The organism is Bacillus sp. AFS055030 (genome assembly GCF_002574545.1).
Taxonomy (GTDB): Bacteria; Bacillota; Bacilli; order Bacillales; family Bacillaceae_G; genus Gottfriedia.
The window spans coordinates 18023-33362 of the sequence record NZ_NUGT01000080.1 but is presented as its reverse complement, the minus strand read 5'-3'; the positions used below and the strand labels follow the sequence as shown (position 1 = coordinate 33362).

13 protein-coding genes and 1 riboswitch are annotated in these 15340 nt (G+C 31.9%); of the genes, 10 read left to right on the top strand and 3 right to left on the bottom strand.

Annotation, left to right across the window (positions count from 1 at the left end; translation table 11 throughout):
- Nucleotides 1-222 precede the first annotated feature (222 nt).
- From CN925_RS18130 to CN925_RS18115, 4 genes are all read left to right on the top strand, one after another.
- The gene (locus tag CN925_RS18130; protein WP_098848237.1) at nt 223-750 is read left to right on the top strand and encodes a YcxB family protein; all 528 of its coding nucleotides are present in this window, start codon (nt 223-225) and stop codon (nt 748-750) included.
- 202 nt (nt 751-952) lie between these two features.
- Nucleotides 953-3226 carry an ATP-dependent DNA helicase gene (locus tag CN925_RS18125; protein WP_098848236.1) on the top strand — a complete coding sequence of 758 codons (2274 nt, stop codon included), beginning with the start codon at nt 953-955 and terminating at the stop codon, nt 3224-3226.
- 79 nt (nt 3227-3305) lie between these two features.
- Nucleotides 3306-3409, top strand: a riboswitch (SAM riboswitch).
- Between the two features lie 82 nt (nt 3410-3491).
- Nucleotides 3492-4661 (top strand): trans-sulfuration enzyme family protein, encoded by a 1170-nt coding sequence (locus CN925_RS18120; RefSeq protein ID WP_098848235.1) that lies wholly within the window; start codon nt 3492-3494, stop codon nt 4659-4661.
- Nucleotides 4662-4666: 5 nt separating this feature from the next.
- On the top strand, nt 4667-5833 hold the full coding sequence (locus CN925_RS18115; RefSeq protein WP_098848234.1) for a trans-sulfuration enzyme family protein: 1167 nt from the start codon (nt 4667-4669) through the stop codon (nt 5831-5833).
- A gap of 110 nt (nt 5834-5943) precedes the next feature.
- On the opposite strand, the gene CN925_RS18110 is transcribed toward CN925_RS18115, so the two are convergent.
- The gene (locus CN925_RS18110) at nt 5944-6366 is read right to left on the bottom strand and encodes a hypothetical protein (protein ID WP_098848233.1); all 423 of its coding nucleotides are present in this window, start codon (nt 6364-6366) and stop codon (nt 5944-5946) included.
- A gap of 379 nt (nt 6367-6745) precedes the next feature.
- On the opposite strand from CN925_RS18110, the gene CN925_RS18105 reads away from it, so the two are divergent.
- From CN925_RS18105 to CN925_RS18095, 3 genes are all read left to right on the top strand, one after another.
- Nucleotides 6746-8200: an NAD(P)/FAD-dependent oxidoreductase gene (locus CN925_RS18105; RefSeq protein WP_098848232.1), complete on the top strand. Its 1455-nt coding sequence runs from the start codon at nt 6746-6748 to the stop codon at nt 8198-8200.
- A 148-nt stretch (nt 8201-8348) separates the two neighbouring features.
- Nucleotides 8349-9143: a class I SAM-dependent methyltransferase gene (locus CN925_RS18100; protein ID WP_098848231.1), complete on the top strand. Its 795-nt coding sequence runs from the start codon at nt 8349-8351 to the stop codon at nt 9141-9143.
- Between the two features lie 100 nt (nt 9144-9243).
- Entirely contained in the window at nt 9244-9714 is a 471-nt protein-coding gene (locus CN925_RS18095) for a hypothetical protein (RefSeq protein ID WP_098848230.1), read from the top strand.
- 228 nt (nt 9715-9942) lie between these two features.
- On the opposite strand, the gene CN925_RS18090 is transcribed toward CN925_RS18095, so the two are convergent.
- A complete protein-coding gene (locus tag CN925_RS18090) occupies nt 9943-10626 on the bottom strand; it encodes a DUF554 domain-containing protein (RefSeq protein ID WP_098848229.1) in 684 nt (227 codons plus the stop codon).
- A gap of 87 nt (nt 10627-10713) precedes the next feature.
- On the bottom strand, nt 10714-11526 hold the full coding sequence (locus CN925_RS18085) for a MerR family transcriptional regulator (RefSeq protein WP_098848228.1): 813 nt from the start codon (nt 11524-11526) through the stop codon (nt 10714-10716).
- A gap of 235 nt (nt 11527-11761) precedes the next feature.
- On the opposite strand from CN925_RS18085, the gene CN925_RS18080 reads away from it, so the two are divergent.
- From CN925_RS18080 to CN925_RS18070, 3 genes are all read left to right on the top strand, one after another.
- A complete protein-coding gene (locus tag CN925_RS18080; RefSeq protein ID WP_098848227.1) occupies nt 11762-12310 on the top strand; it encodes a histidine phosphatase family protein in 549 nt (182 codons plus the stop codon).
- Nucleotides 12311-12367: 57 nt separating this feature from the next.
- The gene (locus CN925_RS18075) at nt 12368-12817 is read left to right on the top strand and encodes a hypothetical protein (protein ID WP_098848226.1); all 450 of its coding nucleotides are present in this window, start codon (nt 12368-12370) and stop codon (nt 12815-12817) included.
- 377 nt (nt 12818-13194) lie between these two features.
- On the top strand, nt 13195-15192 hold the full coding sequence (locus CN925_RS18070; RefSeq protein ID WP_353616076.1) for a penicillin-binding transpeptidase domain-containing protein: 1998 nt from the start codon (nt 13195-13197) through the stop codon (nt 15190-15192).
- Nucleotides 15193-15340: the final 148 nt, after the last annotated feature.

Here is a 15340-nt window from a genome sequence, read left to right as displayed (position 1 = left end):
GAGCTGCCCCTTTTTTATTTAGAGTTAGGACATCCATTTTTATGCCAAAAATTTATCATTAGAACTTTAGAAATGAATAATTACAAATTCTTAATATAAGAATTAATTCTATGAATCTTGAAAAGTCAACTTAACAGTAGTAGATAAAATATCTTTATATTCTATTTTTTCCTAATGTTAGAATGATAGTAATGAAAGAAATGATGAATTTGGAGGTAAATTATGAAATTTAATTATGAAATTAATTTGGATGATTATATTGAATTTAATTTACATCATTTAAAACATTCAAAAAGTGTACAAAAGTCATTGCGTAAACAACGAATTACTGTGAGTCTAATTTATTTAGTCATACCATTTATTATTTCTTACTTTTTTAATCAACCTCTATTTGGTTACTTACTTGCCTTCTCGTCAGCTTCAATACTTTGGTTCTGTTATTTTCCAAAATATTTTTACCGTTCAACAAAAAATAAATTGGTTAAGCATATAAATAAAAAAAATGACGAAGCACTATTGGGTGAACATTTACTTAAGGTTGATGAGAATGGGATCAAAGAAATTACACAATCAAGTGTTCATGAAATAAAGTGGGATCATATAGTTGAGATCAAAGGAACAAAGGATTATTTTTATATTTATATTACAAATATGAAAGCCATTATTGTGCCCTTAGAAGCAATAAAAGAGGATATGGATAAACTATTACAATATTATAGAAAAAATAATATTGAACTATTATACTGTTAATAATTAAATCACCCTTATAAATTTGAAAGTTCAAGTTAATTTAATAACTTGAACTTTTTTTGTGAAAAAGTAATAGGGCTATTTTTATTATTTCTTCTTTTTTACTTTGTGGTTCTTTAAGTAAAGAGAACCTTCTTTAAAAGTTCATTTTTAATCAAGAAAGAAGAATTATGATAAAATGGAAAAAAGGAGGGTACTCAATTTGGAGAATTGTATAAAGGTATCAGTTCGAACGCTAGTTGAGTATGCTCATACGGCGGGAAGTATCGATGTAAAATTTAAAAGTTCGGTTTCATTAATAGAAGGAACAAAGGCACATCAAAAAATCCAAAGAGAGTATGGTGAACTGGATGTAAAGGAACGACCTATATCCGGTACCATAACATTTGATCAATTGGTGTTTCAGATAGAAGGCCGCCTTGATGGATTATTACTTAAGGATGATCAATATATAATAGAAGAAATTAAATCAACAATGAAGGATTTGGATGAAGTAAATGAAAATTCATATCCTGTTCATTGGGCTCAAGCAAAAGTTTATGGATATTTTATTTGTGAAGAATTGCAGCTTGAAAAGATTACACTTAGACTTACATATATTAATATTTTGACTGAGCAAAAAATAAGCTTCGATCTTTTATTTACAAAGGATGATTTAACAAATTACATATACAAAATGTTAGACATTTATTATCCTTATGCAAAATGGAAATACGATCATATTGAGTTAAGGAATGAGACAATAAAAGAATTAAAATTTCCCTTTCCTTCATTTAGAAAAGGTCAGAGAAAGCTTGCAGGTGCGGTATATCAAACGATTCAGGAAGGTAATAATTTATTTGCTGTTGCACCAACTGGAATAGGAAAAACGGTTTCAACTATTTTTCCAACCGTTAAAAATATTGGTGAGAATAGTATGAATCGAATGTTTTACTTAACTTCAAAGACGATTACTAGAACTGTTGCGGAAGAAGCATTTAAGCGCATGACAGATCAAGGACTTTGTATAAAGTGTACGACCATTACAGCAAAAGATAAAATCTGTTTTAAAGAAGAGACGATTTGTCAAAAGGATTATTGTGAATTTGCCAATGGTTATTATGACCGGATAAATGATGCTGTTCTTGATATTCTTTCTTCGGAACAAGTGCTAACTAGAGAGAAAATAGAAGAATATGCACGAAAACATACAGTTTGTCCATTTGAATATTCATTAGATTTATTAAATTCTTCAGATGCGATTATATGTGATGTAAATTATATTTTTGATCCTAGAGTATCGTTAAAACGATTATTTGATGAACATAAACGAAGTTCAGTTTTATTAATTGATGAAGCACATAATCTTGTTGATCGGGCAAGAGAAATGTATTCTGCGAGTTTATTCAAATCTAAATTTTTAGAGTTAAAAAATCGATTTAAAAATTTAAAAGATGAACTTTATACTATAATAAATGATGTAAATAAGCGATTTATTGAATTGAGAAAAAAATGGAAGGACGTTGTAACCCCAGTTTCAAAGGACATAGATGGGGATTTAATAGAACTGCTACATACATTTAATGAAATTGTAGAAATAAAGTTACAAGAAATGGACGAGGATGAAAATAAACAACTTCTACTTGATACTTATTTTGAGTCACTCAACTTTGTCAAAATTGCAGAGTTTTTTGATGAAAATTACGTATGTTACTATGAATTATATAAAAGTGAAGTTCATTTAAAATTATTTTGCCTTGATCCGTCTAAAGTAGTAAATGACATTATAAAAAGATTTCGCTCTACAATTTATTTTTCAGCAACTTTAACGCCAATACAATATTTTCAAGATATGCTTGGGGATCAAAGTCGCGATTATACAGTTTCAATCGGTTCTCCTTTTCATAAAGAGCAACTAGAAGTAACAATCGAACCTCTATCAACTCGATATCAAGATCGAGATAGAAATTTAGAAAGATTAATTGATTCCGTGTTTAAAGAAGTTACAAAGAGAAAAGGTAATTATTTAGTTTTTTATCCGTCATATCAATATTTAACTAAAAGTGTAGACTTATTTAAAGAGAAATACCCTAGCATAAAAACAATCGTTCAGGAAAATGGTATGACTGAAATTGAACGAGAAGAGTTCCTTTTACAGTTTGATAGTCAAAATGAGGAAACGTTAGTTGGCTTTGCTGTATTAGGTGGTATATTCTCTGAAGGGATTGATTTAAAGGGCGATCGATTAAATGGTGTCGTAATAGTTGGTGTAGGATTGCCGCAGATTTGTTTAGAAAGAAATATTTTAAAGGAGCATTTTAATTCGGTTGGAAAAAATGGGTATTATTATGCGTATGTCTTTCCAGGTATGAATAAAGTAATGCAAGCTGGTGGAAGAGTTATTCGATCTGAATTAGATGAAGGGACTTTATTACTAATTGATGATCGATATAAGAGTACACTTTATCAAAGTTTATTACCTGATGAATGGAAATGAAAAGCTAATCTTTAAATAACGAAAAAAAAAGATTGATAATTATCAGAGTTTTTAATATACTAGTCAATATAATTTAATAATCTTATCAAGAGTGGTGGAGGGACTGGCCCGACGAAACCCGGCAACTCTAGTGAAAACTAGAAAGTGCTAAATCCTGCAGGTGAAAAACCTGGAAGATAAGAGCGATATGTATATTTTGCGGACATAACCACTTCTTATTTTTTAGGAAGTGGTTTTTTTATTTGACTAAAATGGAGGATTTATAATGACGAACACAAAAGAGGCTTTAAAAACGAATAAAAAATCGATTGAAACAGTAGCTGTTCACGGAAACAAGGGCTATGATCCATTAACTGGTGCGATTAGTTATCCAATTTATCAATCTGCTACATTTAAGCATGCAGGACTAAATCAATCAACTGGTTATGATTATGCAAGATTACAAAATCCAACTCGAGAAGAAGTCGAAAATACTGTCGCAAAATTAGAAAGTGCTAATTATGGTGTTGCTTTTTCAACAGGAAATGCAGCTGTTACTGCAGTATTAAGCTTATTTAAAAAAGGTGACCACCTAATTGTTTCAGATGATTTATACGGTGGTACATATCGCTTATTCGAAGAAATTTATTCGCCATATGGACTTGAGCATCATTTTGTTGATACGACTGAAATTGAAAATATTCTTGATGCACTTAAACCAAACACAAAAGGTATTTTTATTGAAACACCATCAAATCCAATGATGAAAGTAACTGATTTAAAAAGAGTAGTAGAGATTGCAAAAGAAAGAGATATTATTGTGATCGTTGATAATACATTTTTAACACCTTATTTCTTTAGACCAATTGAATTAGGGGCAGATGTAGTTGTTCATAGTGGAACAAAGTATTTAGGTGGCCATAATGATACGCTTGCTGGTTTCGTCGTTACGAATTCAGAGTATACGAATGAACGAATTCGCTATTATCAAAAATCAACAGGTGCAACATTAGCTCCATTTGACTCTTGGTTAATATTAAGAGGAATTAAAACATTACATTTACGTATGGAATATAGTCAAAAAAATGCGATTGTACTTGCGAAGTTTTTAGAAAATCATCCGAATGTTACGGAAGTATATTATGTAGGGTTACCAACGCATAAAGGGTATTCAATTATTAAGGAACAGGCAAATGGATTTGGTGCAATGATTTCATTTAAAGTAAAAGATTTAAGATTAGTTGAACAAGTTTTAGGTAGTGTAAAAGTCATCACGTTCGCGGAAAGTTTAGGCGGGGTCGAATCGTTAATTACTTATCCACATACGCAAACTCATTCAGAAATGCCGGAAGAATTTAAAAGAAAGCTTGGTCTAGATGATCATACATTACGTTTATCAGTGGGAATTGAACACATAGATGATTTATTAAATGACTTAGAAAATGCATTGGGGTGATGAGCATGCAATTTGGAACGAAATTAATTCATAACGGAAACGAAATTGATCAAACAACAGGGGCATTAAGTATACCGATTTATCAGACTTCAACATTTCATCAGTTTGATACAGAGAAATTTGGTAAATACGATTATGCAAGAAGTGGAAATCCAACAAGAGAGGCGTTAGAAAATACAATTGCAAAATTAGAAAACGGTGTACGAGGTTTTGCATTTTCATCAGGAATGGCTGCCATTTCATCAGTATTGTCTTTGTTTTCAGCAGGAGATCATATCGTCATTTGTGAAGATGTTTATGGAGGAACATTTAGAATTGCTACAAAAGTATTAAATCGCTTCGGAATCGATTTTACTTTCGTAGATGCTTCTAAATTACGAGAAATTAAAGATGGAATAAAGCCAAATACAAAAGGGCTATATTTAGAAACTCCATCTAACCCTCTTTTGAAAATTACTGATTTAAGTAGTGCAATCAAAATAGCAAAAGAAAATGACATACTAGTCATAGTAGATAATAGTTTTTTATCACCATATTTACAAAGACCATTAGACTTAGGAGCTGATATTGTCGTTCATAGTGCAACAAAATTTATTGCAGGGCATAGCGATGTAATCGGAGGTCTAGCGGTCGTAAATTCGGAAGAACTTGCAAATGATTTATACACAATTCAAAATTCATTCGGAGCAATTTTAGGTCCACAAGACTGTTGGCTCACATTAAGAGGATTAAAGACACTAAAAGTTCGTATGGATGCATATGAACAAACTGCAACAAAATTAGCAAACTGGCTTTTAGAACAAGAAGAGGTTGAGGATGTTTTTTACCCTGGACTAAAAAATCATCCAGGTCACGATGTGCATTTTGAGCAGGCAACTGGAGGTGGAGCAGTTCTTTCGTTTACATTAAAAACGCTTGAACAAACGACAAGTTTCCTACAATCAGTCGAAAACGTTGCAGTTGCCGTTTCACTAGGTGGAGTTGAGACAATTGTTTCATACCCTGTAAAGATGTCTCATGCTGCTATACCGCTTGATGTTCGTGAAAGATTAGGTGTAAAAGATACATTAATAAGAGTATCCGTTGGTTTAGAAGATGTTGAAGACTTGATTGCAAGCTTCAAAAAAGCATTAAATGCAGGAGTAAGAGAAAAACAAGTAGTGAAGGAATAGGGAAACAAAAATAATTAAAATGTTAAAATTGTCCTACAAACATGTTATTAAAAATCCCACATGGAATTTCTGTGGGATTTATTTTATATTTTTTAATTTTTCGTTTATAACTATGAAAGAAATAATTCCCCGTCACCAATTTCTTCTTGAATTACCTCGGATGCACCAATAAGTGCCAATGCATTCCCAACTAATTGAATAGAATCAGAAAGGACGATTTTTCTTTGTAATTCAAGTAAATCTTTTTTATCTGAAGTGAACAATTGCTTAGAAACGTGATAAGCTACGGAAAATTGACCAGCAGTACCAATCCACATTCCCGACAAGATGTCTCTTTTTCCTTGAAAGATTGGGTCTTTGTCAATCGTGTATAATTTTGATAATGTGATCGTTTCATATAATTGTGCAACTGCTTTAACCCATGTTACAGCAACAATTTTTCTCTCAAGACTCGATTGTAATTCTTTATCTTCTAAATTAGTTTTCTGATAATGATCTTTACCATCCTTTTCCTTTATATTTTCTTCAAGCATATTTTCCATCTCCAATATAAAAAATCAGTTATTTATATAACTATTCAATTTAGTATCATAGTGTTTCTATCTAAAGAGGTATTTTTGTGTTTCAGATAGTAAATTTTTAATTAAAATACGATGAAATACTAATAATGTTAATATTAAATAGATGAAATTAATTAATCTTCAAGTTTGAATTGTCTAATATTGGATAAAAAAGCTAATTGACAGATGCTAATTTCGAATGAAAAGGTTTCACTTTATTAATTAACGAATATTTTTTTAAAAAAATACAGAAAATGTTCGTGTTTTTACTTGAAACGTGTTCTTATTGATGGTATTCTATTTTAGGTTGATTAAATGAAATAATTTGAACCTTATTTGGAGGTATATATAGATGTATGATGTAATCGTTGTTGGAGCAGGACCTGCTGGAATCTTTACTTGTTATGAATTAACGTTAAAAATGCCTGATGCTAAAGTACTACTAGTTGATAAAGGACATGATATTTTCGCTAGACATTGCCCGATTTTACAAAAGAAAATTGAAAAATGTCCGCCTGCTGCAGGTAAAAAAGAATTTTCTGGTTGCTTACCAGCTTGCTCAATTACAAATGGTTTTGGTGGTGCTGGAGCATATTCTGATGGGAAATTTAATATTACAAGCGAATTTGGTGGATGGATGACAGATTATTTATCTGATTCACAAGTAGTAGAATTAATCAAATACGTTGATGAAATTAATTTAAAACATGGTGCGACTGAATCGATTACTGATCCTTTAACAGAAGAAGTTAGAGATATTGAGCGTCGTGGTTACGCAGCAGGACTTAAATTATTACGTGCACAAGTTCGTCATTTAGGAACGGAACAAAATTTAGAAATTCTAAAGAGCATTTATGAGTACTTAAAAACGAAAATAGATATGATGTATAAAACTGAAGTAGAAGACTTATTAACTGAAAAGGTTGAAGGTACTCATATTATAAAGGGAATTAAATTAAAAAAAGGTGAAGAATTACACGCAAAGAAAGTAGTAATTGTACCTGGTCGTGATGGCTCAAAATGGTTAACGGATGTGATGAAAAAACGTCGATTAAAAATGTCAACGAATCAAGTAGATATTGGTGTTCGTGTTGAGACTTCAAACGTTGTAATGGAAGAGATTAACAAACACTTATACGAAGGGAAATTTGTATTTAATACTAGCGTGGGTACAAAAGTCAGAACATTCTGTAGTAATCCTTCTGGACACGTAGTAGTTGAAAACCATTCAGGAATTATGACTGCTAATGGACATGCTTATAAGGATCCGAAATTAGGAAGTCCAAATACAAACTTTGCTTTATTAGTATCACATCAATTCGCTGAACCATTTGACAAACCAAATGAATACGCACACGAGGTTTCACGCCTTGCAAACATGCTTTCACACGGTGGAGTAATCGTACAAAAATACGGAGATATTTTAAAAGGTCGCCGTTCAACTGAAAAACGTATTAAAGAAGGCTTTTTAGAACCAACTTTAAAAGAAGCAGTACCAGGAGACTTAGGATTAGTTTTACCATATAATACAATGAAAAGTTTAATTGAAATGGTAGAGGCATTAAATCATGTAACCCCAGGTATTGCTGCAGAACATACACTTTTCTACGGGGTAGAAGCAAAATTCTATTCAGCTCGACCAAAGCTAAATGAACACTTTGAAAGTGAAATCTCTGGTTTATATCTAGGTGGAGATGGAGCAGGTGTTACTCGTGGCTTAGCCCAAGCAAGCGCATGTGGTGTTTGGATCGCCCGTGATATCGTTACGAAAATCGGAAGTAAAGAGAAAGAATTAGTTACGGTTTAATTCTTAATTAACAAACCTCTAATGCATCATTGTATTAGAGGTTTGTTTTGTTTGATTTGCGAATTTTTTTTGCATTATATTAAATAAAGAATTAAAGAGAATTTTTTATGAAGTATAATTTAAATAAAACTAAAAGGCAGGAAATAATTTGAAATTAAAACCTAAATATAAAACATGGATTCGGATCTATAAGCTGCTTATATTTCTTGTGATCTCAATAATCTTTCTTACGGTAGAAATTTTACCTGTTAATACATATATACGAATTCTAACAGGAATTTTAGCGGTACCATTTCTATATATAACATGTATACTTTCTTATTCTGTGTACCAATTTTCATCAATTGGAGGGAATTATCAGTCGAAAATTCATGACTTAATTGTGTCCAAAGTGAAGTTAGATGTAGACGGAACACTTTTAGATATTGGTACGGGGAGCGGTTCGTTAATTATTAAACTTGCAAAGGCTTTTCCTGGGTCAAAATTAACTGGAATTGATTATTGGGGTGAAAATTGGGAGTATTCAAAAGCGCAATGTCAACAAAATGCAGAAATTGAAGGTGTTTCTCATCAGATTCATTTTCAGAAAGCAAGTGCTTCAGAACTTCCTTTTAATGAGAATGAGTTTGATGTAATTGTAAGCTGCCTTACATTTCATGAAGTAAAAGATCAAAGTAATAAAACGGAAGTCATTAAAGAGGCATTAAGAGTGTTGAAACCTGGTGGACATTTCGTCTTTTTAGATTTGTTTATGGATGAAAAGATATTTGGAGATGAAAAAGAGCTTTTAAATGAGTTGAAAAAATATGGATTATCAGAATTGAACAGATCTAAACTTGAAAAAGAAATGAAATTGCCAAAAATTTTATTGAACAAAAAAGTATTAGGAAATGCTGTGATTTTGAGTGGGAGGAAACAAAAGAGTTTATTGGCAATAAATTAACTACATCAGATCAAAGAGGCAGATGAAAAATACTCTCTAGGACTATTTAAAAATCTAGTGAATATAATTTAATAGATTTGAATAGAAGTGGGGGGTAAAAATGAAAAGAGTTGCATTTTGCATCTTCAGTTTCTTTTTGTTGTTTTTATCTAATGTATCAACATCAAATGCAACATCGCGCTATTTAGATCAAATTGATAAACATAATCGCAATGAAGTTCATTACTATGTTAAGAAATCAACGGTGATTGTCGAACAAAAAGAATTTAGTTTAATAAATAAAGAGAAAAACACAAACGAAAGCGTAGTAGCTATTGCAGCAAAATATGATACAGTAAGAGATCGTTTCTTTAAAACTGCGAACTATGATACGTATTTACTAGATGAACAAACAGGAGAAATACTAGATCCAGGAAATTTTGTTTCATCGAAAATATATGATGAATTCATAAACCAACATAAAAATGATGGAGAAAATGATTTTAGATGGAAAAATTCTTTAATCGTTTTGGCATTAATATTTATTACAGTAGTAATTATTCCACTTCTTACTTCTAAATTAAATGACTAGTTCGAAGGCTGTTTCGGCAGTCTTTTTATTATGCTAAATAGTTGATTAATTGATGAAGGATCAATATTAAGTTGAACTATCGAATAAATAGTAGTACGTTTAATAATAAGAATGTAGTAATTGAAGTTTAAAAAACTCCAATTTATTTGTATTGATATACTTTAATAAGAAATTAGGGAAACTTCAATTTGTGAGATTCCCTAATTTCCTTAATTAATTTCAAAAACATTATAGATGGAATAAATGCATAAATAAAAAGACAATAGGAGGGATCATTAATGATGGTAGAAGATTTAAAGTATTACATTTCTTAATCCCCAATATACTTAGACCTGACGCTAAAATTAATATACCTCCTACAATCGTCACTTCATTTAGAAGATCATTGCTTAAGGAATTCTTCATTAAGATTGCTATTAAATAGATGGAACCCTGCCATGTAAATAAAGCAATCCCAGCAAAAATGATTCCAATACCAAAAGTGGATGCTAGGACAATTGAAGTAATGCCATCAAGCGTACCATTTGCGAGTAGATACGTATAATCCCCCTTTAAGGCTGCTTCTACAGGTCCTAATATCGATAAAGTTCCAATACAAAATAATAAAATAGCAGTTGATAACCCTTCAGCCAAATTGCCATTAGAGAATTTATTAACTAAACGATTAAATCTTGATTCTAATTTTAGTTTTTGTCCTATTAATCCACCAATCGCTAAACTTACAATAAAAAGCACTGGATATTTACTAGAAGGCAAATGTTGAACTAGTGAGTTTATCCCTAAACCCAAAGCTACTAACCCCATTGCCTGCATAAGGATTTCATGATATTCCTCTTTTATCCCTTTTTTAAAGATGCTTCCAATCATGCTCCCAGCTATAATCATCACAGTGTTAAAAATCGTGCCAAACATTTTGCCATTTCTCCTTTTTAAATAATCTATTCATAAAAAATAAACCCTCTAGTAACTAGAGAGTCAAGTAATTTTTTATGATTAAGTTTACTCGTAAGGTAATAAAATTTCCGTGACATGCTTTTCTTCATCGTTTGTAAAGCCATAATCAATAAGTGTAATTTCAAAAGAATCATCTAACAGCTTATAATTGTGTTTCTTCATATAGGTTAACAATTTTTTATAATAACCAACTGCATCAATATGAGTACCTTTAAATCGAACTTTTAAATAATCTCTTGAAGGAATAAGAATGGAAGTTGGAGGTATGTGATCACCATCTTCAAGTATCATGAAAATACTAGAATATTTATCAAAAACATTATTTTTCAAATTTGAAGCTGAGATCGATATGCCTATTTTTCCTAAAAAAATTTCTTCATTAATGCCAAAACTGTTCCTTAATTCTGTAATCGGTAATTCAATGTCATCACCTATAACATAATCATGGCGTAAATATGCTACATGCATTTCGGGAAGTGTGATTTCCGATATTTTATCTAAAGGTGAACTAACTGCATCTTCAATTTGCAATAGGCGGCGAGAAATTTTCGTTTCAATAATCTCCAATTCATTCTTTTTCTTTGCAACTTCATCTTTTTGTTTTTTTAACATTTCAACAAGAGCATCAATTTCCCGATTATTAAAAAAATCTATAATTTCGTTAATTGGTAAGTCTAGTGCCCTCAAATATTTAATGGAATTCAATCTTTCAAACTGCTGTGTTGAATAATATCTATAGTTGGTCTTCTTATCGATAAATTCTGGACGTAAAAGACCAATCTGATCATAATACCTAAGAGTCGCAATTTTGACTTGGAATAATTTTGATACTTCACCAATTGTAAAATACTCTTTCATTTCTTAAAAACCCCTCAATTTGCCAATAAAATGTTTTTATATTTTTGATAAATAAAATTATCTTCCCAAATGATTGTTATAATTTTAATAATACATTCAATTCAGAACATCATCAATTTATAAAAAATGATCAAAATTAAAACCAGAAAATTCAATCATTAAAATCAGGGTGGTTAATGATAATATAGAGTAATAGAGTGAAAATTTGTGAAATTAATAAGTAGGAGCGGATATTATGGAAAAAGAGATTTATTTAATTAGACACTGTGAAGCGGACGGACAGCCATATGAGGCGAATCTAACGAAGCAAGGGTTAAAACAGGCTAAGCAATTGGGGGATTTTTTCGCAAAGATTAAAATTGATCAAATTATTTCAAGCCCTTTCTTACGTGCAATTCAATCAATTGAACCGACGAGTAATGAAAAGAATATCGATATTGTTCTCGATGAGCGACTATCTGAACGTAAGCTAAGCTCAACTGATTTACCTGACTGGCTAGAAAAATTAAAAGCTACCTTTGAAGATATGGAATTGAAATTCGACGGTGGTGAATCAAGCCAAGAGGCTACAAATCGTGTAATAAGCGTAATAGATGAAATCATCAAAAGTAAAAATCAAACTACAATCGTTGTAACTCATGGGAATTTGTTGTCTTTACTATTAAAACATTTTACAAAAGAATTTGGCTTTGAGAATTGGAAAAGTTTAAGCAATCCTGATCTTTATCTTTTGAAGTGTAAGAATAACGAGTTTGTTTGTGAGCGTATGTGGCAAGTTGAATAAGAGAGTTGGTATTAAAAAATATAATATTTTTATGGTTTTGATAGAGGGGGAAGGGATTTGAAGAAGTTTTTATTAGTATTATTAGGATTACTTACTTTTAGCGGATTATTATTTGTATACTTAAATGGTAATCAGAAGCAAGAGGAACCAAAAATCCTTTCTGAATTAGTGGATAGAGGCAAAGTTAATGGAAAAAGGGAGTTTCTTTTTAAGATGACCAATTTGGGTAAGGAGAATGCTACATTAGAATTTCTTACTTGGTTGGAGTACAATGTGGCCATTAATAATTTAGATAACAAAGAAATACCTACTGATAAAATAATAATGGAACACTTAGATTTAAAAGAAAACAATAAAAATGGTAGACAATTGGTTTTAGAACCAAATCAGCAAATTGATTATCGATTGTTGATAAGTAAAATTCCAAAAGGAAACTATGAAATTACAATAAGTTCTGCATCGGGCTATGGCGGTGTTCAGAGTTCTGAATTTAAGATTGATAATTAGGTTAAACTACTTAATTGAATAAACACAAACTTAAAAAACATATTGCAGACAATGAATCAAATAAATTTGATTCTAATAGTGTTAGAGTTTTTGAGAGAATAGTAGTCCCATAATAACTTATTTAATTAAATGGCGTATTTCCAGAACATGGAAAACGTCTTTTTTATTGGAAATTTTAGGATTGTTTAATATTACAAATTTTGAAATAATTGTAATAAGCAAAAGGGAAGTTATTTGAATAAGAAGAATTGAAATAAATTAGGAGGGGATGTATTGATTTGAAATAGGAAAGAAATAAAATTTTAAAAGGTGCAAGGGAAAGCAATAATGATCTAGGTTGTATACACTTCATATTTTATATAGAAGGAAGGTAGCATATGATGAAAAAGTTATTAGGGTTGCTATTTATCGTCGCGATTTTTACATCAGGATGCAGCAAATCACCAAACCCGCAAGAGAGATTCTCAGAATACATAGCATTATGGAATGAGCAAAAATTTGATAAGATGTATGATTACCTTACGAGTGATGCGAAAAAATCGATCACGAAAGAGGAATTTACGAACCGTTATCAAAAAATATACGTAGACCTACAAATCACTGATCCTAAGATTACTTTCAAACAGTCAAAAGATGATAATCAAGCTAAGGGAGAAAAGGCTGATTATACATTTTCTACAAATATGGATAGCATCGCAGGTGAAATCAAGTTTACTCAAAAAGCCAATTTGAAAAAAGAGGAAAGAGACAAAAAGAAAAATTGGTATGTCGACTGGAACACTACATATATTTTTCCAGAGTTGAAAGAAGGCGACAAAATTGGGCTAAGTACAACTTCCCCGAAACGAGGAGGAATATTCGATCGTAGCGGTAAAGGATTGGCAGTAAATGGAGAAGTGTACGAAGTTGGCGTAGTACCTGGAAAATTAGCGGATCAAAAAGATGCTGTTATTCAGCAATTATCCAGTCTCCTTAAATTAACTCCAGATCAAATCAATAAAGCCTTGGGTGCGAGCTGGGTAAAGCCGGACTTGTTTGTTCCATTGAAAAAAGTTTCGATGGACGATAAAAAGCGTATCGAGCAGTTAGTCGCTTTAGAACCGGTGCAAATGAAGAAGGTAGAAGCACGTATTTATCCGTATAAAGATGCCGCGGCTCATTTAATCGGCTATGTTGGATCAATCACGGCGGATGAATTAGAGAAACTAAAGGGTAAAGGCTATACAAGCACTGATGTTATCGGTAAAAGAGGTCTTGAGCAGGTGTTTGATGAACAACTAAAAGGAAAAAACGGCGCGAAAATCACCATTAAAAAGAAAGACGGAAGCGAGAATGTCATAGCTGAAAAAGTAGTTGAGGACGGGAAAGACTTAAGTCTTACCATTGATTCCAACTTACAGGTTAATATGTTTAAAGAGTTAAAAGGGGAAGCGGGCGCAGCGTCTGCAATGAATCCTAAAACTGGTGAAACACTAGCACTTGTTAGCAGTCCATCATTTGACCCGAATCAAGCCAATTTAGGATTTTCAGCTGACGAATGGAAAGCTCTTCAGGAAGATAAACAGCAGCCATTGATGACGCGCTTTAAACAGAACTATGCACCTGGTTCTGTTCTTAAACCAATCACTGCTTCAATTGGGTTGACAAACGGAGCAATCACCCCTGAACAATCACTGGAAATTGAAGGGCTGAAATGGCAAAAGGATCCTTCTTGGGGTAGCTATTATGTCACGAGAGTCCACAAAGCAAATCCGGTAAACCTTGAAAAAGCACTCGTTCTCTCTGATAATATTTACTTCGCTCAAACCGCATTGAATATTGGCAAAGATGCATTTGCACAAGGTTTGAAAGGGTTTAATTTTGAAGAGGAACTCGTTTATCCATTCCCATTGCAAACATCGACGATTGGTAGTCTTGATAAGGACATTTCACTCGCTGATTCCGGCTATGGACAGGGACAAATCCAAATGAATATCGTACATTTAATGGCTGCCTACACGCCACTTATGAATGACGGAAATATGATTAGGCCTATTCTTTTACTTGATGAGCAAAAAAGTCAGGTGCAAAAGCAGCAGGCAATGACTAGTGAGAACGCGAAGATGATTTCATCAATGCTTAGGAAAGTAGTCTCTGATAAACACGGAACAGCACATGCTGCTGAAATGGCAAATTATCCACTTTCAGGCAAAACTGGCACTGCTGAAATCAAACAAAAACAAGGTGAAAAAGGGATCGAAAACGGATGGTTTATCGCATATGATACGAAATCTTTAAATCTAATGGTCGCAATGGTCGTTGAAAATGTACTAGATAGAGGCGGTTCAAAGGTTTCAGTGAAAAAAGTGAAAAATATCTTTTCACGAGTAAAATAAAAACAGAGCCTTTCCGGTCTTACATAAATAGATATGATTATGTAGTTTGCCAAAATTGGTGCATTATTACACAATTAACCTCGTAAAATGCACCAATTTATAAAATATCAGCAGAACTTGTGTTGCATTTTTCTATGTTAAATCTCTG